The sequence below is a fragment of the Dokdonella aquatica genome, from assembly GCF_051987395.1.
Classification (GTDB): domain Bacteria; phylum Pseudomonadota; class Gammaproteobacteria; order Xanthomonadales; family Rhodanobacteraceae; genus Dokdonella.
This window is the reverse complement of the sequence record NZ_CP197094.1, coordinates 3,021,243-3,040,332: the sequence shown is the minus strand read 5'-3', so window position 1 is coordinate 3,040,332 and position 19,090 is coordinate 3,021,243. Positions and strand designations below refer to the sequence as shown.

General features: G+C 68.7%; 16 protein-coding genes and 1 tRNA gene. 8 read left to right on the top strand and 9 right to left on the bottom strand.

Going from position 1 to position 19,090, the window contains the following annotated elements:
- Positions 1–40 precede the first annotated feature (40 nt).
- Both ACQQ2N_RS13585 and ACQQ2N_RS13580 read right to left on the bottom strand, forming a co-directional pair.
- Positions 41–2,056, bottom strand: coding sequence for a TonB-dependent receptor domain-containing protein (locus tag ACQQ2N_RS13585; RefSeq protein ID WP_440222113.1), 2,016 nt, complete (start codon positions 2,054–2,056; stop codon positions 41–43).
- Between the two features lie 145 nt (positions 2,057–2,201).
- Positions 2,202–3,629, bottom strand: coding sequence for a YncE family protein (locus tag ACQQ2N_RS13580; RefSeq protein ID WP_440222112.1), 1,428 nt, complete (start codon positions 3,627–3,629; stop codon positions 2,202–2,204).
- A gap of 291 nt (positions 3,630–3,920) precedes the next feature.
- Here ACQQ2N_RS13580 and ACQQ2N_RS13575 point away from each other — a divergent pair, with 291 nt between their 5' ends.
- The 7 genes from ACQQ2N_RS13575 to ACQQ2N_RS13545 all read left to right on the top strand — a co-directional run bounded on the left by ACQQ2N_RS13575 (position 3,921) and on the right by ACQQ2N_RS13545 (position 11,531).
- Entirely contained in the window at positions 3,921–4,643 is a 723-nt protein-coding gene (locus tag ACQQ2N_RS13575) for a response regulator (RefSeq protein WP_440222111.1), read from the top strand.
- Entirely contained in the window at positions 4,640–5,971 is a 1,332-nt protein-coding gene (locus tag ACQQ2N_RS13570) for an ATP-binding protein (RefSeq protein WP_440222110.1), read from the top strand. Before ACQQ2N_RS13575 ends, ACQQ2N_RS13570 begins: the two co-directional genes overlap by 4 nt.
- 145 nt (positions 5,972–6,116) lie before the next feature.
- The gene (locus ACQQ2N_RS13565) at positions 6,117–8,492 is read left to right on the top strand and encodes a PEP-utilizing enzyme (protein ID WP_440222109.1); all 2,376 of its coding nucleotides are present in this window, start codon (positions 6,117–6,119) and stop codon (positions 8,490–8,492) included.
- Positions 8,493–8,577: 85 nt separating this feature from the next.
- Positions 8,578–9,327 (top strand): class I SAM-dependent methyltransferase, encoded by a 750-nt coding sequence (locus ACQQ2N_RS13560; protein ID WP_440222108.1) that lies wholly within the window; start codon positions 8,578–8,580, stop codon positions 9,325–9,327.
- Positions 9,324–10,106 (top strand): NTP transferase domain-containing protein, encoded by a 783-nt coding sequence (locus ACQQ2N_RS13555; protein WP_440222107.1) that lies wholly within the window; start codon positions 9,324–9,326, stop codon positions 10,104–10,106. The genes ACQQ2N_RS13560 and ACQQ2N_RS13555 overlap by 4 nt, the downstream gene beginning before the upstream one ends.
- Entirely contained in the window at positions 10,090–10,632 is a 543-nt protein-coding gene (locus ACQQ2N_RS13550; protein ID WP_440222106.1) for an adenylyl-sulfate kinase, read from the top strand. The genes ACQQ2N_RS13555 and ACQQ2N_RS13550 overlap by 17 nt, the downstream gene beginning before the upstream one ends.
- Complete coding sequence (locus ACQQ2N_RS13545) at positions 10,629–11,531, top strand: sulfotransferase domain-containing protein (protein ID WP_440222105.1); 903 nt, start codon at positions 10,629–10,631, stop codon at positions 11,529–11,531. Before ACQQ2N_RS13550 ends, ACQQ2N_RS13545 begins: the two co-directional genes overlap by 4 nt.
- Before the next feature lie 79 nt (positions 11,532–11,610).
- On the opposite strand, the gene ACQQ2N_RS13540 is transcribed toward ACQQ2N_RS13545, so the two are convergent.
- Positions 11,611–11,685: transfer RNA gene (locus ACQQ2N_RS13540), tRNA-Lys, on the bottom strand.
- Between the two features lie 468 nt (positions 11,686–12,153).
- On the bottom strand, positions 12,154–13,677 hold the full coding sequence (locus tag ACQQ2N_RS13535) for a choice-of-anchor Q domain-containing protein (RefSeq protein WP_440222104.1): 1,524 nt from the start codon (positions 13,675–13,677) through the stop codon (positions 12,154–12,156).
- 498 nt (positions 13,678–14,175) lie between these two features.
- Between ACQQ2N_RS13535 and ACQQ2N_RS13530 the strand changes: the two genes are divergently transcribed.
- Entirely contained in the window at positions 14,176–14,793 is a 618-nt protein-coding gene (locus tag ACQQ2N_RS13530) for a LysE/ArgO family amino acid transporter (protein ID WP_440222103.1), read from the top strand.
- Positions 14,794–14,802: 9 nt separating this feature from the next.
- Here the strand turns inward: ACQQ2N_RS13530 and queC are convergent, their stop codons facing one another.
- The 5 genes from queC to tolB all read right to left on the bottom strand — a co-directional run bounded on the left by queC (position 14,803) and on the right by tolB (position 19,085).
- Positions 14,803–15,468, bottom strand: coding sequence for a 7-cyano-7-deazaguanine synthase QueC (gene queC, locus ACQQ2N_RS13525; protein ID WP_440222102.1), 666 nt, complete (start codon positions 15,466–15,468; stop codon positions 14,803–14,805).
- A gap of 81 nt (positions 15,469–15,549) precedes the next feature.
- Entirely contained in the window at positions 15,550–16,233 is a 684-nt protein-coding gene (gene queE / locus ACQQ2N_RS13520; protein ID WP_440222101.1) for a 7-carboxy-7-deazaguanine synthase QueE, read from the bottom strand.
- A 16-nt stretch (positions 16,234–16,249) separates the two neighbouring features.
- Entirely contained in the window at positions 16,250–17,134 is an 885-nt protein-coding gene (ybgF, locus tag ACQQ2N_RS13515) for a tol-pal system protein YbgF (protein ID WP_440222100.1), read from the bottom strand.
- Between the two features lie 32 nt (positions 17,135–17,166).
- Complete coding sequence (pal, locus tag ACQQ2N_RS13510) at positions 17,167–17,679, bottom strand: peptidoglycan-associated lipoprotein Pal (RefSeq protein ID WP_440222099.1); 513 nt, start codon at positions 17,677–17,679, stop codon at positions 17,167–17,169.
- A 95-nt stretch (positions 17,680–17,774) separates the two neighbouring features.
- On the bottom strand, positions 17,775–19,085 hold the full coding sequence (gene tolB / locus ACQQ2N_RS13505) for a Tol-Pal system beta propeller repeat protein TolB (RefSeq protein ID WP_440222098.1): 1,311 nt from the start codon (positions 19,083–19,085) through the stop codon (positions 17,775–17,777).
- Between the last annotated feature and the right edge of the window lie 5 nt (positions 19,086–19,090).

The window sequence follows — 19,090 nt, the reverse complement described above, 5'->3', positions numbered from 1 at the left end:
GACTCCGTGGCGGCGAGGGTGCGTGAAGGTCGCGTCGACATCAGAACGACACGCCGAGGCTGGTCCACAGGCGACGGCCGTCATCGACGAGCCAGTTGCCGTCGAGGCCGGTGAGACGATTGCGACGGTCGACCCACACGCGCTTGTCGGTGACGTTGAGCAGCGCCATGCGCAGTACGACGTGCTCGTTGAAGAGGTAGTGACCGCCGAAGTCGTAGGTCGTCGAACCGGGCCGCGTGCGGATCGACTGCGCGGCATTGCGGAAGTTGGCCCAGATCTGTTCGCTGCTCGCGTTGACTGCGGCATAGGTCGACAGCGACTCCGAGGGGCGCCAGTCCGCACGCAGGTGCGCGGCGTGCTCGGGCGTGCGATCGAGCGGCTGGCCGCGCAGCGATTCGCGGTTGAACGCGATCTCCTCGTCGCTGAGGCGCTTCGAATCCGTGTAGGTGTAGTTGCCGGTGACCTCGACGCGTTCCGTGAGCGGCCAGCCGAAGCTCGCCTCGACACCCTGGATGCGCGCCTTGCCGATGTTGCCCCACGCGTAGGTCGCGCCGGTGGAACCGGTACACGCGACCACGCACTGGCTGAAGATCTTGTTCTTGAAATCGTTGTGGAACAGCGTGACCGCAGCACTCGCGCCGCCGTCGCCTTCGTAGCGCACGCCGAACTCGGTGCTCGTGCTCGTCTCGGGTTCGAGGTCCGGATTGCCGGGCAGACGCCCGCTCGGCACGCCGATCATGCCGACGCCTTCGGCGCTCGCGTACTCGGGCGCGGTCTGGCGCAGGGTCGGCGCACGGAACGCGCGCGCGACGCCGCCGCGCAGTGACCAGCGCTCGTCGAGGTGATGCACGAGGTAGAGGCGCGGACTCCACTCGCCGCCGTAACGCCGATCATGCTGCCAGCGCAGGCCACCCGTGAGCAGCAGGTCGTCGAGCAGGCGCACCTCGTCTTCGGCGAACAGCGCGTACGAGGCATTGTCGAGGCTGCGGATCGTGTTGCTGCCTTCGTTGTTCACGCCGCCCAGTTCGCTGTGCTGGTACTGGCCGCCGAGCGTGAGCGCGTGCGCGCCGAACGGCAGGTTGAGCTTGCCCTCGACGATGCGGTTGACGATGCGGTTCACGGGCCAGGTGTTGCTCGGCGCGTCGCCGACGAGGTGCGCGGTCTCGCCGCTCTCACGCGAGACGCTGAGTTCGGAGGTGCCGAAATCCCAGTTGCCGCGATGACGCACGAGCTGGTGCGAGCGCGCGTAGTCGAGGTCCATCGGCAGCGCGGTCGCGAGCGTCCTGCCGGGCGTCGTGTGCATGTCGAGCGAATGCTCGCCGGCTTCGAACAGCACCTCGTGGCGCTCGTTCGGCGTCAGCAGCAGACGCACGGTCGCACCTTCGTCGCGCAGGCCGTAGGCACCGTCGATGTGTTCGGCCTCGGTGCGCTCGCTGGCCTTGCCGTAGACCTGCAGCGCGAGCAGGTCCTGCACGAGCGGACCGGCGATGTAGGCGTTGCCGCCACGGCGGTTGCCGAGATCCGAATGCTGCTGCACGGTCGCGTCGAGATCGATCGCGCCGTGCCAGGCATCGCCGGGTCTGCGCGTGATGATGTTGACGACGCCGCCGATCGCGTCCGACCCGTACAGCGACGACATCGGCCCGCGCACGATCTCGATGCGCTCGATCGCCTGCAGCGGCGGGATCTGCGCGGCCTGCGCCGCACCGATGTCCTCGCGGCTCGAGTTCTCGCGCGTCCCTTGGCGCAGGCCGTCGACGAGGATCAGCGTGTAGTTGCCGGGCATGCCGCGCAACAGGATGTCCTGGCGCGCGACGTTCGATCCGCCGATCGCGACGCCTTCCACGCTGCGCAGCGCATCCTGCAGGTCGGCGAACGGCGCCGAGGCGAGCTCCTCGCGCGTGATCACCGTGATGCTCGCGGGCGCATCCTCGACGAGCTGCTCGTAGCCACCCGCGGTCACGACGACCGTGCCGAGGTTGTCGGAAGCCGGCGCGTCGGCGGCGCTCGCGGGTGCACACAAGGCCAGGCTGATCGCGGCAGCGAGGGTGATCATGGGATGAAGGAGCGGTCGGGTCATCGCGGTTCGCAGGTTCGGAAACGAGGAAGGGATCGCGTCATGGATGGCGATCCCGGAGATGCACGAACGCCGCGACGCGCGCGGCGTGGACCGTGCGCGTCGCGGCGGTGGAAGCACGCCGTCAGGGGGCCTTCGCGGTGATGCGCGTGATGCGGTCACCCTTCGGATCGTCGGTGCCACGCGACTTGTTCACCGCGTAGACGTTGCCCTTGCCGTCCGCGACGACATGGTTCGGCAACGTGCCGCCGTCGAGGTTCGCCACGATCGCGCCCTTGGCCGGATCGACCACGGTGACCGTACCCGCCGCGCGGTTGCTCACGTAGGCGAGCTTGCCGATCGGGTCGTAGGCGACGTTGAGGGCGCCTGCGCCTACGTAGACATCGTGCAGCGTCTTGCCGGTCGCCGGATCGACGATGAGGAGGTTGTCACTGCCCTGCGAGACCACGAGCAGGCGCTTGCCGGCCGCATCCCAGGCCACGCCGATCGCGCCCTTCGCGCCGTCGAGCGGAATCACCTTGTCGACCTTGCCGCTGGCGAGGTCGACGATCGCCGCCTCGGAGGTGCGCAGGCCGACCGTATAGAGCTTGCCGGCCGCTGCATCGAGTTCGAGGCTGGCCGGCACGAACTGCTCGCCCGCCTTGGACGAGGCGATGCGGATCGGCGCCAGCTGCTCGAGCGAGCGCGTGTCGAACACGGCGATGAAGTCCTCACCGGTCGCCGACACGTAGGCGCGGCCGCGCTTGGCATCGACCACCGCGTCGCGCGCATGCGGCACCGCGCCGACCGGGAACTGCTTGGCCAGCGCGAGATCGTTCTGGCGATACACCGCGACCGTGTCCTGGCGCGTGTTGGTCACCCACACAGTGTTGTTGATGTCGTCGACGCCGACGCCGTAGACCGCGTACACACCCGGATCGGACTCGCCGGCCGGCGCGGCGGGCGCGCCTTCACGCGGCGGGCGCGGCGGCGCCGCAGCCGGCGTCGCCTTCGCGACGACCTTGAGCGTCTTCGCATCGAGCTTGAGCAGCTCGGACTGACGCACCGGCGGACGACCGACCGCGCTGGTCACGAACACGGCATCGTTGCGCGCGCTGTAGGCCGATTGGTAGAGGCCTTGCACGAGCCTGTCGCCGACCAGCGTGAAGCGCTCCTGCCCCGACAGCGGCAGCTGGCGCGAGATCTTGATCTCGGTCGTGATCGGCGCACCGCTGTCCGCGACCACCTGCACGACGAGCGTGCCGAGCGCGGCATCGGCCGGCACCTGGATCGCGCCCTTGAACGCGCCTTCCGCATCCGTGACGAACGCCGTGTCGTTGAGCGTCTTGCCGGCGACCGAGAGGTCGACCTTCTGGCCCGGCTTGAAGCCGCTGCCGGCGACATCGGTGGGCTTGCCGGCTTCGACCAGCGGCGCGGTCGCGCGCACGACGGGACCTTCGGGGCCGCGGCGGCCCTGCTGGGCCCACGAGGCTTCCACACACAGCGACAAGGCGAGCGCGAGCACCGCGAGGCGCAGGCGCGGGGCGGCCGTGGAGACGGCACGATTCTTCATTCGGAACTCCTGATTCGAGAGGCGCGCGAAGGGCGCGCAGGCGGTCATTCGACTCATGGCGCCGCCAGCCCCATTCGCGAATGAGAACCAATCTCGACAATAAAACTAATAAAGTCAATGCTTTATGTAAGCATCAACAATTTGTATCCGGATTGACACACAAAGCTTGGCGTCGTGTGCCGCACAATCGACGGGTCTCCCCTGCCGCCGCCGGGTCGCGAAGTCGCCCGTTGCCGCGCCGCAAGGCCCACCGCATGGACGCTCCGGCCCGCATCACGAAGGTCGTGCCGCGTGTCCCGCCCCTGCATCCTCATCGTCGACGACGACGCCGACATCAGCCTCCCCCTGGCCTTGTTCCTCGACGGCAAGGGCTTCGAGTCGCGCACGGCACAGAACGCCCTATCGGCCGAGGAAGAGCTCGCCAAGGGCGGCATCGACCTGATCCTGCTCGACGTGATGCTGCCCGGCGAGGACGGCATCAGCTTCTGCCGCCGCGTCTACACGGCCGACGGACCGCGCATCATCATGCTCACGGCGCTTTCGGAATCGATGGACAAGGTCGTCGGCCTCGAGGTCGGCGCCGACAAGTACCTGACCAAGCCGGTCGACCTGCGCGAGCTGCTCGCGCACATCCGTGCGTTGCTGCGGCGATCACCGCTCGGAAGCGAAGTAGCGCCGGCATCTGCAGCGTTCGCGCAGACGCTGAGCTTCGCAGGCTTCACGTTCACGCCGACGCGCCGCCTGCTGCGCTCGCCGACCGGCCTGCGCGTGCCGCTCACCGGTGCCGAGGCCGACCTGCTGCTGGTGCTGTGCCAGCATCCGAAGCAGGTGCTCTCGCGCGAGGAGCTGATCCGCCTCACCCGTGGCGAGGGCTTCCCGATCGCGACGCGCTCGATCGACCTGCTCGTGAGCCGCCTGCGCCGCAAGCTCGCCGGCAACAGCCCGCTCGACGATCTCATCCGCACGATGCGTGCCGACGGTTACGCGTTCCACGCGACCGTCGCCTGCGCATGATCCGGCGCTGGATCGGCTCCACGCTCGGCCAGATCCTCGCCATCATCGCGTGCTCGACGCTGGCGACGTTCCTGCTGTTCGTCGCGATCGTGCTGGTTCCGAATCCGCCGCCGTCACCGCCATGGCCGTGGGACGAGGCCCTGCGCATCACGAGTCTCGTCAACCTGCTCGAGGGTGTGCCCGAGGACAAGCGCAAGCGTGCCACGCTGGTGACCTCGGCACAGCGGCCGAACCTGTCCGTGACCGTGCGCGAGCCGCCCGGCGAGGCCATCGTCGCCTGTCGCGGCAACTCGCTCGACGCGCTCGACCTCGAAGGCGTGCTGCTCGCCGACCTGCGCAACACGCCCGAGCTGAGCGTGCGCTCCTGCGACGAGGCCGAACCCGAGCGCGCGATCCAGGTGCTCGTGCCGATGGGTGCGCACGTGCTCGAGATCTACACGGGCAACGTCGGCCGCGGCCCGTTCCGCTTCGGCATGCCGGGCGTCGGCGCACTGCTGTTCCTGTTCGTGAGCGTGACGACGATGTCGACCTGGGCGATCTGGCGCGTCGTGCGCCCGCTGCGGCGGCTCTCGGAGCGTGCCGACGCCTTCAGCCGCGAGTTCGCGCCGACACCGATCGAGGAGGAAGGCCCCAGCGAGATCCGCGCCGTCGCGCGCACGTTCAACCGCATGCAGGAACGCATCACGCGCTCGATGCACGAGCGCACGCGCACGCTCGCCGCGATCGGCCACGACTTGCGTACGCCGCTCACGCGCATGCGCCTGCAGCTGGAGACCTCGCCGCGCGACATCGACGTCGACAAGCTCACGCGCAACATCGACCTCATGCAGGCCATGGTCGCCTCCGCACTCGGTTTCCTGCGCAGCGGCCTCGACGACGAGAAGAAGGAGTGGCTCGACCTCGACGCGCTGCTCGCGACGCTGTGCGACGAGTACGCCGACTCGGGCGATGAGGTGCGCTACGAAGGTCCCGGCCACATCCGCTTCCATGGACGGCCCGGCGCGTTGCAGCGCGCGCTGTTCAACCTCGTCGAGAACGCCACGCAGTTCGGCAACACGGTCATCGTGAAGGCGATGGTCGAGGAGCACGCGATCACGATCGACGTCGCCGACGACGGCCCGGGCATTCCGCCGCAACACCTGCGCGATGTGCTCGAACCGTTCTTCCGCCTCGACGGGTCACGCAGCGACCGTCCCGGCAGCATCGGCCTCGGCCTGTCGATCGTGCTCGAGATCGTGCGCGCACACGACGGAACGCTCACCCTCGTCAACGCCGAGCCGCACGGGCTCGTGGCGCGCATCTCGCTGCCGAGGCCGGCCACCGACTGATCGATCGCGGGTTGCACGCCGCCGTGCGACGTCGCGTGCAACGGCCCCGGATGCCCGCCGTCGTGATCGGCGTCATCCCTGCGCGTCCATGCGCGGGCTAAGATCGACCATCGGCCCTCGCCGGCTGCCAGCGACAGCAGACTCCATGGACGAATCCGGCGCCTCGTGCGACGACCTGCGCTCATCGATGCCGCAAACGGCGCCAGGACACGCGCCGGACTCCCGCACGACGGCGAGCCGGCCAGGCCTCGGCAAGTCGAACGCGCTGCGCTGGTACGAGGATCGGGTGCGACGTGCGCGCGTACCGCCGTTCCTCGTCTTCACCGCCGATCACGCGAAGATCGATGCGGCCGCGGTGCTCGCGGATTGCACACGCCGTTTCGGCGATGCCGTGGTCGCCGTGCGCAGCGACGCGGCGAACGAGGATGGTGTCCACGCCTCGCGCGCCGGCGCCTTCCTCAGTCTGCTCGACATCGAATCCGGAAACCGCGCGCATGCGATCGGGGCGGTCGTGGACAGCCTGCCGGGCCATGCGGGCGATCGCATCATGGTCCAGGCCATGGTCGCGGACCTGCGCTTCGCTGGCGTCGCGAGCACGCACAGGATCGGTGACGGCGCCGGGTGCTATTGCATCGAGATGGATCGCGGAGACGGCGCCGCCGTCACCGGTGGACGCGCGAGCGGGCGCCAGCAGGCGATCCCGCGCGCGTTGGCGAACGATCCGATGCAGCGGAGCCGGCTCGGCACGATGGCCTGCCTCGCACTCGATGCCCTGCTCGAGGTGGAACGGCTGGCCGGCGGTGATCAGCCGCTCGAGATCGAGTTCGCGCTCGCGGGCTCCGACGACGCGATACAGGTCTGGCTGCTGCAGGTCCGTCCGATCGCGAGCGCGCGGCACTGGTCGTCGACCTCGACGACGACGCTGGACAGCCTGGCTTTCCTCGAACGCGCAGACGAAGTGCCCGGCATCGCCGGCCGTTGCGCGGTACTGTCGCTGATGTCGGACTGGAATCCGGCGGAACTGCTGGGCGTGCATCCGCGACCGCTCGCGCTGTCGCTGTTCGAGGACCTGATCGGCAACGGCATCTGGTGGCGGGCGCGTGCGGCGCTGGGCTACGCGGCGCCTCCCGCCGACGACATCGCGCTGCTGCGGACTCTGCGCGGCCGGCCGTTCGTCGACGTGAGGCGCAGTGCGAACTCGCTGTTGCCGGCCGGGCTGCCCGCACGTACTGCCGCGGCGATCGTCGACGCGTGGATCGGACACGTCATGGACCGGCCCGAGTTGCACGACAAGGTCGAATTCGAGGTGTACCGCAGCATCCGCGACTTCGGTGCCGACGACGCACGCCGCGGGCATATCCACGGCACGCTCGATGCCGCCGGACTGCAGGATTGGGACGACAGGCTGGACACCCTCATGCGCGATCTCGTGCGTGTGCATCCCGCGGCACCTCTGAACATGCTGCTCGCAAGGATGACCGAGCTGGCGTCGCTCACGCCGACGCCGTCATGGCCGACGCTGCTCGACGCGTGCAGGCAAGGCACGTTCGTATTCGCCGCGCTCGCACGACTGGCGTTCGCAGGCGAGGCGCAGCTGCGTTCGGCGATCGTGCGCGGAGCGCTCGCGCCGGAACGCGCGCTCGCGCTGCGCTCGGCGGCCCGGTCGATGCAGGCCTGTGGCGAGTCCATACCATCGTCGCCAAGCGACGAGACCTCGCAAGGCCATCTGCGGCCCGGCAGCTTCGAGATCACGCGACCGAGCTGGTCCAGCGCCAACTACCGCCCGCCTCCGTCCGCGCCGGCGACACGGGCGTTCCGGCTTCGCGGCGACGAGCGTCGCGCACTGGCGCAGTTGCTCGCCGAGGCGAACCTTCCGCTGGACGCCGACCACTGGGTCGCGTTCGTGCAGCGCTCGTCGAGTGCCCGCGAATGGGGCAAGCACGTGTTCACGCGTCACCTTTCAGCGGCGATGGACGCGATGGTCGAGGAGCTCGTGTCCGTCGGACTCGATCGCGAACACGCCTCGTGGCTGGACCTGGCCACGCTGCGCGCAGGTGCCTGCGAAGGCCTGGAGCAGCGTCACGCACGCTGGACGCATGCAGCGGAGCACGCGCGCAGACGACACGCCGACGAGGCACGCCTCATGTGCAGCCCCGTCTTGCGTGGCGAGCACGACCGCTACGTCGCCGACAGCCTCGGTACCCTGCCGAACTTCATCGGGCGGTCCGTCATCGGCGGAGCGATCGCCGTGCTCGTCGACGCCACGCCGCGTCGCGACGCGAGCCTTCGCGGATGCATCGTCGTGCTGCGGCAGGCCGATCCCGGCTACGACTGGCTGTTCGATTGCGGCATCGCCGGGCTGGTCACGGCATGGGGTGGCGCCAATTCGCATCTGGCCATCCGCTGCGCGGAAGCAGGCGTGTCGGCGGCCATCGGCTGTGGCGAGGCCGTGCATGCACGCGCGTGCCTCGCGTCCCGTGCACGCATCGACCCGTCGGCAGGTGCGCTGTGGCTGGACTGATCCCTTGCACGCGCGTCGTGGTGCGCACCGCCGTCCGGCGAACACACCGCACGACGACATCGACCTCACCGATCAGGGAGACGCGATGAGCGGATCGCCCGTACTGGAATGGGACTACAGCGCACTGGCCGCGAACTACGATGCGCGCGTCGACTACGACGCCGGCCTGCTGCGCCACGTGATCGGCGAGATGGGACTCGAACCCGGCGATGCGGTGCTCGAGGTCGGTGCCGGCACGGGCAAGCTGACCGGGTTGCTGTGCGCTCACGGGCTCGACGTCACTGCAGTCGAGCCGAATGCCGCAATGCGCGCGGTCGCGATGGCCAAACCGGTCGGCTCGGCGGCGCGCTGGATCGCGGGACGCGGAGAGGCGCTGCCGGTGCAGTCGAACCGCTTCGTGCTCGTCGCCTACGGCTCGTCGTTCAACGTGCTGCCGGCGCGCGTTGCGCTGGACGAATGCGTGCGCGTGCTGCGCGAGCCGGGCTACTGGATGGCGCTGTGGAACCATCGCGATCTCGACGATCCGCTGCAACGGGACGTGGAAGCCGTGATACGACGCCACCTGCCCGACTACGATCACGGCAGCCGTCGCCGCTCTCCGGAAGCCGACCTGCAGGCGCATGCCGTGTTCGGCGACATCCGCGCTTACGAGCAACGCTTCCTCGCCGACATCGCGACCGACGACTGGCTGGCGGCATGGCGCTCGCACGCCACGCTGCAACGCCAGGCCGGGCCACGCCTGCAGGCGATCCTCACCGGCATCGCGAATCTGGTTCGCGGCCACGACATGCTGCGCATCCCGTACGTGACGCGCGCGTGGACGGCGCGACGGTGACCGCATCGCGCGTACGACACGCCGTCATCCTAGCCGCCGGTCGTGGCAGCCGACTCGGCGACACGACGCAGGCGATGCCGAAGGGCCTGACCGTTCTCGCGGGACGTCCGATCCTCGCGTGGACGCTGGACGCCCTGCACGCCAACGGCATCGAGCACGTCCTCGTCATCGGTGGCTGGCAGCACGAACGCCTGCGGTCATGGGGCAGCGAACAGCGCTTCAATCCGCACTGGGAGCACAGCGGCGTCGTGCGCAGCCTGCAGTGCGCCGCCGACTGGCTCGCCGCCGCACCATGCCTCGTGGCCTACGGCGACGGCGCCTACGGACCACGCGCGATCCGGCACGCCTTGCAGCCGTCCCCGCACGACCTCGTCGTGCCGATCGATCGCGACTGGCTCGATCTCTGGCGTCGCCGCTTCGACGATCCGCTCACGGATGCCGAGAGCCTGCGACGCGATGGCGATCGCCTGCTCGCGATCGGCGCGAAGCCACGTCATCTCGACGACGTCGAAGCGCAGTTCATGGGATTGTTGCGTTGCACGCCGTCGGCCTGGGCTCGCATCGCGCATCACGTGGATCACCTCGACACCCTGCACGGCGCGCGGCATGCCGATACGTTCGACATGACGCGCCTGCTCGCGGGCCTGCTGGCGGCCGGCGAAACGGTAGGCTGCGTCGACGTGGAGGGCGGCTGGGTCGAGATCGACCAGCGGTCGGATATCGACGCCGTCGACGCCGCGCTCGACGAGCACGGCTTCCTGCATGACTTCCGGAGCTGATGCCATCGCCACGCGTATCGCACCGATCCTCTGGATCACCGGCCTCGCGGGCACCGGCAAGACCCGACTCGCGACCGCCGTCGTCGCCGAACTGCGCGCTCGCGGCATTGCTCCCCTGCTGCTCGACGGCGATCAGGTGCGCGAAGCCCTCGAGCCGGCGGCGATGCAGGAGATCCACGACGCCGCGACGCGACGCGAACGCGCCTGGCGCATCGCGCGACTGGCGCGTCTCGCCGCGCTGCAGGACATCCCGGTGGTCGTGGCGACGATCTCGTTGCTGCATGCCGTGCAGGCCTGGAACAGGGCCGGCCCCGCGCCGTACGCCGAGGTGCTGCTGACCGCGGGCGAGGCCGAGCTGCGTCGTCGACGCCCACACCTGTACTCGGCCAGCGACGTGGTCGGCCGCGACATCGTCGCCGAGTTTCCGCTCCATCCCGAACTCGTGCTGGACGACGTCGCCATCGACGCGCCTTCGGCGCGGCTGGCTCGCGTCATGGACGTATGGAATGGATTGCAACGCGCATGACCTCGCAGGTGACGCCATGTTTCGCAAGGGTGGTTTCGCCGGAATTCCCCTGCGGCGCCGCATGGCTGGCCAATGCCCTGCTCGAGCTCGATGTCGCTCTTCCCGAACTCTGGGGCACGGACACGGCAGCGGAATGGGAAGCCGAGCGCGATGGCCGCCATCGCTATGTGGCGCGCCATCTGCCCTGGCGACAGACCCTCGCCAGCCTGCGCGTGGACAGGCGCTTCCGTTTCCGCCGCGACATCCGCGTCAGCTTCAGCCATACCCAGCCCTGGCATCACGACACGGCCGCGCAGACCGTACTGGTCTCGCGCGACCCGCGTGACGCGTTGCATTCCGAGTGGCAGCGCCATCGCCGCATCCTCGGCGTCACCGATCCGTTCGAGGTGTTCGCACGCAAGCCGTTCTTCGGTGGTCCGATCAGCGTCGTCGACATGCTCTGGCTGCACCTGCATGCATGGCAGGGCGAACGGCAACGGGCGCCGGAACGGCACCGGCTGCTGCGTTTCGAGGACTGGAAGCGCGCACCGCTCGACGTCCTCGGCGAGACGGTGCGCTGGCTCGGCATCGACGCCACCGATGCGGACGTGGCACGTGCGGCCGAGGCTTCCGAGGTCGGCCATCTGCTGGACATCGAGCAGGCGCTCGCCGCGGCCGATCCGACCACGCGCCGCTTGAATCGTCGCGGTCGACCCGACGAGTGGCGCGAGGTCTGGCAACCGGCGTGGTCCGAGGTGATGGGCGCGCACTGGCAACCCCTGCTTGCCGGACTCGGCTATGCGCCGCTCGACGCGACCGGCCCCTCTGTGCCTTGTTTCGACGCCGTGACCGTGCTGCGCTGGCGCGGCATCGACGACGCAGACCGGTTGCGGCACTGGCTCGATCGGCTCGGTCTTTGAAGCATGCGCAGGAGCGGCGTCCACGCCCGGCGCAGGCCACAGGACACGCCAGATGGTGTCTACATACCCATCTGCGCGATGGTGGGCCGTGATGGATTTGAACCATCGACCAATGGATTAAAAGTCCACTGCTCTACCGCTGAGCTAACGGCCCTGGAGATCGTTCGCGCGAGGCGCGAGCCCGCCGCCGCGGCGATGCCTGGGCGGCATGCGGGTGACGTCGTGCAGGGACGGCGCCGGCGGGAGCGCGAAGTTTAGCGCATCGTGGCGGGGAGGTGGGATCGGGCACGTCGAGCCGCGGATCGCGGCCGGTTCGGGCAGCGCGCGCACCCTCCGTATGCCGCAGCGCGTGGCCTGACGCTCGCGTGCGAAACGCGCGGTTCGAAGATGCCGTCGATCTGATTCCCTGGCTCCGATACCTGCTCGACGGCGACGTTCTCTACCGCAGCGACCACTCGACCAGAACGAGGGGCGCGTGCGCGATCCGGCCTTCGCAGGGGCGAGCGGGTCATTGGCAGCGCCGCCGCGAAGAAAAAGCGAATCCGCCATGTGCGATCAGATCGACATGCGCGCTTGGGCGCGATGTGCGACGCGCCCCCATCGAGATCATTTTGGCCGACCCTCACCCCCGACACGCGACCATGCACTTCTGCTGATCGATCCCGGCGAGGTCCTGGCGGGACCCGAAGTCCTCGAAGCCGTCCGCGTAGATCACGTCGGATGCGGGAGGCGTCTCGAGCGCACCGATATCGGCCGCTGGGCCGTGGACACGCGGGAAGCCCTTGCCTCGCTGGTCGGTGGTCAGGTTCTGCGCGTTGTTGCCAGCGTCGATGGCGGGGCTTCCTGCGCCGAGCGCATGCGTCCTCGTCGGGCCGCCGTTGTCGGCGAGTGGCGCGAGGAGCGGATCGGAGCTGAGCGTTCCCGCAGGCAGTATCAGCGTGGATGCGCCGACGAGGGCGTTAGTTCCAGTGACGGCCGAGCCTGGCGAACCGCCGAGATCGGCTCCGAACTGCGCACCTCCTCCCGAGTTGCCGAACAGGATAGAGCTGCCGATGTCGGTCACACCGCCCCCCTCGGTGACGAGAGACATGCCTGCAAGGATCACCACGCCGCCGCCTTCGGCACCGAACGCGCCGGAGCTGTTCGTCACATCGGCCGAGTTGAGCGTGATCGTGCTGTTGGTCAGTGCGCCGATCGCGGCGACCGCGATGCCACCACCGTAGCTCGCGTCGTTGCCGCTGATCGTCGAGTTCGAGATGGTCACAAGTCCACCGGCCGACACGCCACCGCCGAGGCCGGCGCCGTGGTACGTGTAGCTGCCATAGGTATGGCTGCCGTTCGAGCGTGCGGTATTGCCCGAGATCGTGCTGTTGCGGATCGACACATTGCCCTTGGCGTACACGCCGCCACCGAGGCCGTCGTATCGGCTGCTGTCGGCGAGGTTGCCGCTGATCGTCGAATTGACGATCGTGACATCGCCGTCCGCGAAGACGCCACCGCCGCTCCCGTATTTGCCGGTCGAGATCGAGTTCGTCACGACCGAATCGGTGAGTACGATGCTGCCACCGTTGCCGGCCCAGATCGCGCCGCCCGAAGCATTGTGGATGTAGCCGTTGGTCAGCGTAAGGCCGGTGACCGACAGCACACCGTCGCCACCATATTCGGCGCCGAAGAAGTCGAACACCGAGCCGCCGCCGGCAGCATCGATCGTCAGCGATTCCGCACCGGGACCGATGACACTGAGGTTGTCGACGTTGATGCGGAGGCTGCCCGTCGCCAGCGTGATCGTGCTGCAGGTCAGCGCGCCGAGATCGACGACATCACCGTCCACCGCGTTGACGATGACGTCGCGCAGCGAGCCCGGGCTGCCGTCGTCCGCGCACGACGTGACCGGGATCGTGCCGGCCGGACGCGGTGGAACGGAGCGGGCTGCGGCCCACCCTGCCTCGAGACGAACCTGCTCGATCCGTCGGAAACCGTCTCCGGTGCGGCGCAGACGTTCGGACAGCGGTGCGCGCTCGCCACGTGTTCCGTTCTGGTGGGCGTGAACCTCGAGACTGGACGTGGCTCCCATGCTGCACGCGAGCGCGACACAGGCAGCGAGCGGTGTGAGGCGAAGCCCCGCGTTGCGGAATGAATGACCCATCAGGTTTTCCCCGGGTGATGACGTGCGGGACCGGCGAGCAGCGGTCAGGGAACGGCCCTTCCACGGCCAAGCTCCCCCGGGCGATGCGTCCATGACGCATGCATCGTGCTGAACACCGCACGCAGGGTCAACCCGTCTCGCACGGCGACGCGCGCGTCATCCGGTCGCCCTGGCCCGGAGTGCGATGCGCGCTGCACGAAGGATGCATACCGCACGCGAACCTGCCGAGGGGGAGTCACGCGCACATCGCCCAACGCGAGTGCGGCATCGCGAGGAACACGCGCACGCAAGCCTCTTGACTATCCACCGCTCCAACGCTTCCTGACGGCCTGCAGATCGTTCGCGCCTGGCGCGCGCCCGTCGTCGCATCGTGACGTCGGCGTGATGCGAGCGACCTGAGCGTCACGCGTGCAAGGGGACGCCGCGCCTCGCGTGTCCGTTCCGTTTCCGTGCTCCTGGCAGGATGATGCGTCCCTTTCCACGCAACGCCACGACATCATGCCGTACGCACCCGCCCTCGCCGGCTTCCTCGCCAGTGCCGGCCTCATCATCGCAATCGGCGCGCAGAACGCGTTCGTGCTGCGCCAGGGCCTGCAGCGCCGGCATGTCGGCCTCGTCGTCGCGACATGCATGCTCGGTGACATCACGCTGATCCTGTGCGGGGTCGCCGGCGTCGGCTCGCTCGTCACGCGCTGGCCGTGGCTGGTGGATGCGCTGCGTTACGGTGGCGCGGCCTTCCTCGCCGCGTACGGCGTGCTCGCGGCCATGCGCGCGTGGCGCGGTGCCGGCGGCCTCGCTCCGGGCGGCGACCGTGGCGGATCATGGCGCCGCGTGCTGCTTACCTGCCTCGCCTTCACGTTCCTCAACCCGCACGTGTATCTGGACACGGTGCTGCTGCTCGGCAGCCTCGCCGCGCGCTATCCGGATGAGCAACGTTGGATCTTCGCCGCGGGCGCGTGCGCGGCGAGCGTCGTGTGGTTCACGGCCCTCGGCTACGGTGCGCGCGTGCTGCTGCCCGTGTTCCGCAACCCGAACGCGTGGCGCGTGCTCGACGGCGGCATCGCGGTGTTCATGCTTTCGATCGCCGCGCTGCTCGCGTTCCGTCCGCTGGTCTGAGCGGAGCGCTCAGCGGTAGCGCGTGGGATCCGTCATGCCGGCTGCCTTGAAACCTTCTGCGCGCAGGCGACAGGCGTCGCAGTGACCGCAGGCGCGGCCTTCATCGTCGGCCTGATAGCACGAGACGGTCGTCGAGAAATCGATGCCGAGGCGCTGGCCTTCGCGGGCGATGTCGGCCTTGCTCATGCGGATCAGCGGCGCGTGCACGCGCAGGCCCGCCCCTTCGACGCCGCTGCGCGTGGCGAGGTTGGCGAGTCGCTCGAAGGCCTCGATGAACTCGGGACGGCAGTCCGGATAGCCGGAATAGTCGATCGCGTTGACGCCGCAGAAGATGTCGGACGCGCCGAGCACTTCGGCCCAGCCGAGCGCAATCGACAACATGATCGTGTTGCGCGCGGGCACGTAGGTGACCGGGACGCCGGCGCCGCCCTGCTCGGGCACGTCGATGTCGGCCGTGAGCGCGGAACCGCCGATCGAGCGCAGGTCGACCGACACGGTCTTGTACGCGACGGCGCCCAGCGTGGTCGCGACGCGCGACGCGGCGGCAAGCTCGGACGAGTGACGCTGGCCGTAGGCGACGCTGAGCGCGTGGCAGGTGAAGCCCTGCTCGCGCGCGAGCGCGAGGGTGACGGCGGAATCCATGCCACCGGAAACGAGGACGACGGCGTTCTTCATCGGGACATCGGGCTCTGCAGGAAAACGGAAGGGAACCGCGGCGCTCGACGCATCGAACGCGTCACGGACTCCCGGAAAGGGTCAGACGCCGGGGCGGTCGCCCCACAGCAGCTTGTGCAGCTGCAGTTGGAAGCGTACCGGCAAACGGTCGGCGACGATCCATTCGGCGAGGTCGCGCGGCGCGAGCGTGCCCTGCACGGGCGAGAACAGCACCTGGCAGCGCGCGTCGATCGCATGCGCGCGTACGGCCTCGACGGACCAGTCGTAGTCGGTGCGGTCGGCGATCACGAACTTGACCTGGTCGTGCGCACGCAGGTGGTCGAGGTTGCTCCACAGGTTGCGCGAGGCCTCACCCGAACCCGGCGGCTTGAGGTCGACGACGCGACGCACGCGCGAGTCGACCGCGGCGACATCGAGCGCGCCCGACGTCTCGAGCGAGACTTCGTAGCCGGCATCGCAGAGGCGGCGCAGCAGCACGAGACAACGCTTCTGCGCGAGCGGCTCACCACCGGTCACGCAGACGTGGCGCGCGCCGTGAGAGGCGACCTCGTCGAGGATCGCGTCGATGTCGCGCCATTCACCGCCGTGGAACGAGTAAGTCGTGTCGCACCACGTGCAGCGCAGCGGACATCCCGTGAGACGCACGAACACGGTGCGCCAGCCGAGGCTGTCGGATTCGCCCTGCAGCGAGTGGAAGATCTCGGTGATGCGGAGGCGCCCGTCGGCCGGCGTGGCCTCGGGCGATGCGACGGGAACCGCGGCCACGACGCTCCGGCGCCGCTCAGCGCCGGTTCTCGAGCCTGAGCGCGCGCAGGCGGGCCTGCGCGAGACGCGCGACCTGCGTGTCGGGATACTGCGTGGTCACGTCGGTCAGCGACTTCTCGGCCGACTCCCACTGCTTGAGCTCGTACTGGCAGTAACCCGTCTTGAGCAGCGCGTCGGGCGCCTTCTGGCTGGCCGGGAAACGCGTCAGCAGCGTGTTGAACGTCTCGAGCGCGATGCGGTAATTCTGGGTCACGTAGTACGACTCGCCGAGCCAGTAATACGCATTGCCGGTCAGTGCGCTGTTCGGATACTGGTCGATGAAGCCCTGGAAGCGGCGCGCCGATTCCGAATAGCGGCCGTCCTTGAGCGCCGCGAAGGCCTCGTCGTAGGTGCGCTGCTCGGCGGCCGGATCGGCCGTCGTCGTCGACACCGACTCGGTCGGCGCGACCGGCGGCGGCAGCGCAGACGCGGAACCACCATCGGACGACGGCGTCAGCGCGGCATCATCGGAAGTGAGGTTTCCGGTATCGGACGAGCTCGGTGAACCGAGCTGGATGTCTTCGACCGGCGCAGGCGCGTTGCCCTGCGGCGGAAGCGTGGCACCTGCCGCGGCGGCACCACCCGAGAGGCGCGAGATGCGCGAATCGAGGTCGAGATACTGGTCCTTGCTGCGGCGCTCGAGTTCGCCAAGCTTGTGCCTGAGCTCCTCGACCTGCCCCTGCAGTTCCTGGATCGTCGACTGCAGCGCCTGGACCTGATTGACCTGGTCGACGCTGTTCTGGCCCTGGCCACGACCGCTGGACTGGTCTTCCAGACGCTGCACGCGTTCGGCCAGGCTCAGGCGCTGCTGCGCGAAAGCCGGGGACGCGAAAGCGACGGCGGTCGCGAGGACCGCCGTCACCTGCAGCACAACCTTGGCTGTGCGGGAGAACATCACTCGGCCGTGTAGACGATCTCGACGCGGCGGTTCTTCGACCACGCCGACTCGTCGTGGCCGCGATCGACCGGACGCTCTTCACCGTAGCTGACGACGTTGAGCTGGCTCGACGACGCACCGGCGCCGCCCAGGGCGCTCGACACGGCGTTGCCACGGCGCTCGCCGAGGCCGAGGTTGTACTCGCGCGTGCCGCGCTCGTCGGCGTGGCCTTCCAGCGTCACGCGGGCTTCCGGGAACTGGCGCAGGTACTCGGCGTGGCAGGAGATCTGGGCCTGGAACTCGCCCTTGATCTCGGTGCGGTCGAGATCGAAGTAGACGACGCGCTGACGCAGGCACGCGTCGGTCGCGAGGTCGCCCTTCTGGTAACGGCCGGTCGACTGGGTCGGCGTGGTCGTCGTGGCCGACGTGTTCTCGGTCGGCTGGGTCGGGCGGACTTCCTGCTTCTTCTTGCACGCGGCGACGCCGGCGACGAGCATCACGGCAGCAATGATACGGACGGTGTTGTTCATGGTGTTCCCCTCAAATCGGTTGGCAAGGTGGCGGTGGTTTCAAAACGACAGCAGCAAAGAACCTACACAGCCGGTTGTCCGGCTTTCATTATGAATCAACGCTGGCGGAACGGGCCCCACGCGGGCTCGCGTACATCGCCCTCGGCGAGTACGAGTCGCTGGCGCACGCGGCCATCGGCCGACACCACGTAGAGCACGCCCCGCGGCCCCTCCGTCGCGGCGTAAAGCACCATGCTCCCGTTCGGCGCGAAACTCGGCGATTCGTCGACGTTGCCGGTCGAGATCTCGCTGTAACCGTTCGTGGCCCGATCCAAAACCGCAATACGATACACGTTTCCATTGCCCTGCGCCATGGCGATCTTCTTGCCGTCGCAACAGATGGAAGCTCGCGCATTGTACTGTCCCTGGAATGTCAGGCGCGTCGCATCACCGCCTCCGGACGACATGCTGTAAAGCTGCGGTTTACCCGAGCGGTCCGAGGTGAAGATGATCGAGCGGCCGTCGGCGGCCCACACGGCCTCGACGTCGATCGCGTAGTGCGTGGTGAGCTTGGTCTTGCGCTTCGACGCGAGGTCGAGCACGTAGATCTCGGGGTTGCCGCTCTCCGAAAGCGTGAGCGCGAGGCGCGTGCCGTCCGGCGAGAACGCCGGGCCGCCATTGATGCCGCGGCTCGAGGACACGAGCTCGCGCGAGCCGGTCGAGAGATCCTGGATGTAGATCGCCGAATTGCCGCGCTCGAACGAGACATACGCGAGGCGGCGACCATCCGGCGACCACGCCGGCGACAGCAGCGGCTCGCGCGAACGCACGACGGTCTGCGGATTGAAGCCGTCCGAGTCGGCGACCATGAGCGCGTAATTGGTGTTCTGGCCCAGCCCCGTCGAGGTGACGTAGGCGATACGCGTCCAGAACGCGCCACGCTCGCCGATGATCTTCTCGTAGACGAGGTCGGCGATCTGGTGGGCAACGCCGCGCAGGTCGCTGCGCTGGCCGCTGATCGAAAGACCCAGGATGCGCGACTGGCGCGAGACATCGAACAGTTCGAACTCGACGCGCAGCGCGCCTTCGCTCGCGTCGGCGATGCGCCCGACGACGAGGTAGTCCTGCTTGAGCATGCGCCACGTCGCGAACTTGACGTCGCCTTCGCGCGTCGGGAATTCGATGATGTCGCGCTTGGCCAGCGTGAAGAACTTGCCCGAGCGGGCGAGATCCGCGCGCACGACTTCGCCAACGTCGGTCTCGGGCGGCAGCCCTGCTCCTTCGAAGCCGAACGGCACGACCGCGATCGGCTGCGCCGAACTCAGTCCGTTGTTGATGTCGATCACAAGCCCCTGCGCACCGGCGAGCGAACCGGCTACGAGCAGGAACATCGCCAGGCAGGTACGCAGGATGTTTCGGTTGATCATCGGTG

What these genes read in the sequence shown, in the direction of transcription:
- ACQQ2N_RS13530 (WP_440222103.1), top strand. Translation starts at nt 14,176, where the DNA reads ATGCCGTACGCACCCGCCCTCGCCGGCTTCCTCGCCAGTGCCGGCCTC.
- ACQQ2N_RS13580 (WP_440222112.1), bottom strand. Translation starts at nt 3,629, where the DNA reads ATGAAGAATCGTGCCGTCTCCACGGCCGCCCCGCGCCTGCGCCTCGCG.
- ACQQ2N_RS13545 (WP_440222105.1), top strand. Translation starts at nt 10,629, where the DNA reads ATGACCTCGCAGGTGACGCCATGTTTCGCAAGGGTGGTTTCGCCGGAA.
- ACQQ2N_RS13570 (WP_440222110.1), top strand. Translation starts at nt 4,640, where the DNA reads ATGATCCGGCGCTGGATCGGCTCCACGCTCGGCCAGATCCTCGCCATC.
- ACQQ2N_RS13560 (WP_440222108.1), top strand. Translation starts at nt 8,578, where the DNA reads ATGAGCGGATCGCCCGTACTGGAATGGGACTACAGCGCACTGGCCGCG.
- queC (WP_440222102.1), bottom strand. Translation starts at nt 15,468, where the DNA reads ATGAAGAACGCCGTCGTCCTCGTTTCCGGTGGCATGGATTCCGCCGTC.
- ACQQ2N_RS13535 (WP_440222104.1), bottom strand. Translation starts at nt 13,677, where the DNA reads ATGGGTCATTCATTCCGCAACGCGGGGCTTCGCCTCACACCGCTCGCT.
- ACQQ2N_RS13565 (WP_440222109.1), top strand. Translation starts at nt 6,117, where the DNA reads ATGGACGAATCCGGCGCCTCGTGCGACGACCTGCGCTCATCGATGCCG.
- tolB (WP_440222098.1), bottom strand. Translation starts at nt 19,085, where the DNA reads ATGATCAACCGAAACATCCTGCGTACCTGCCTGGCGATGTTCCTGCTC.
- ACQQ2N_RS13585 (WP_440222113.1), bottom strand. Translation starts at nt 2,056, where the DNA reads ATGATCACCCTCGCTGCCGCGATCAGCCTGGCCTTGTGTGCACCCGCG.
- ACQQ2N_RS13550 (WP_440222106.1), top strand. Translation starts at nt 10,090, where the DNA reads ATGACTTCCGGAGCTGATGCCATCGCCACGCGTATCGCACCGATCCTC.
- pal (WP_440222099.1), bottom strand. Translation starts at nt 17,679, where the DNA reads ATGAACAACACCGTCCGTATCATTGCTGCCGTGATGCTCGTCGCCGGC.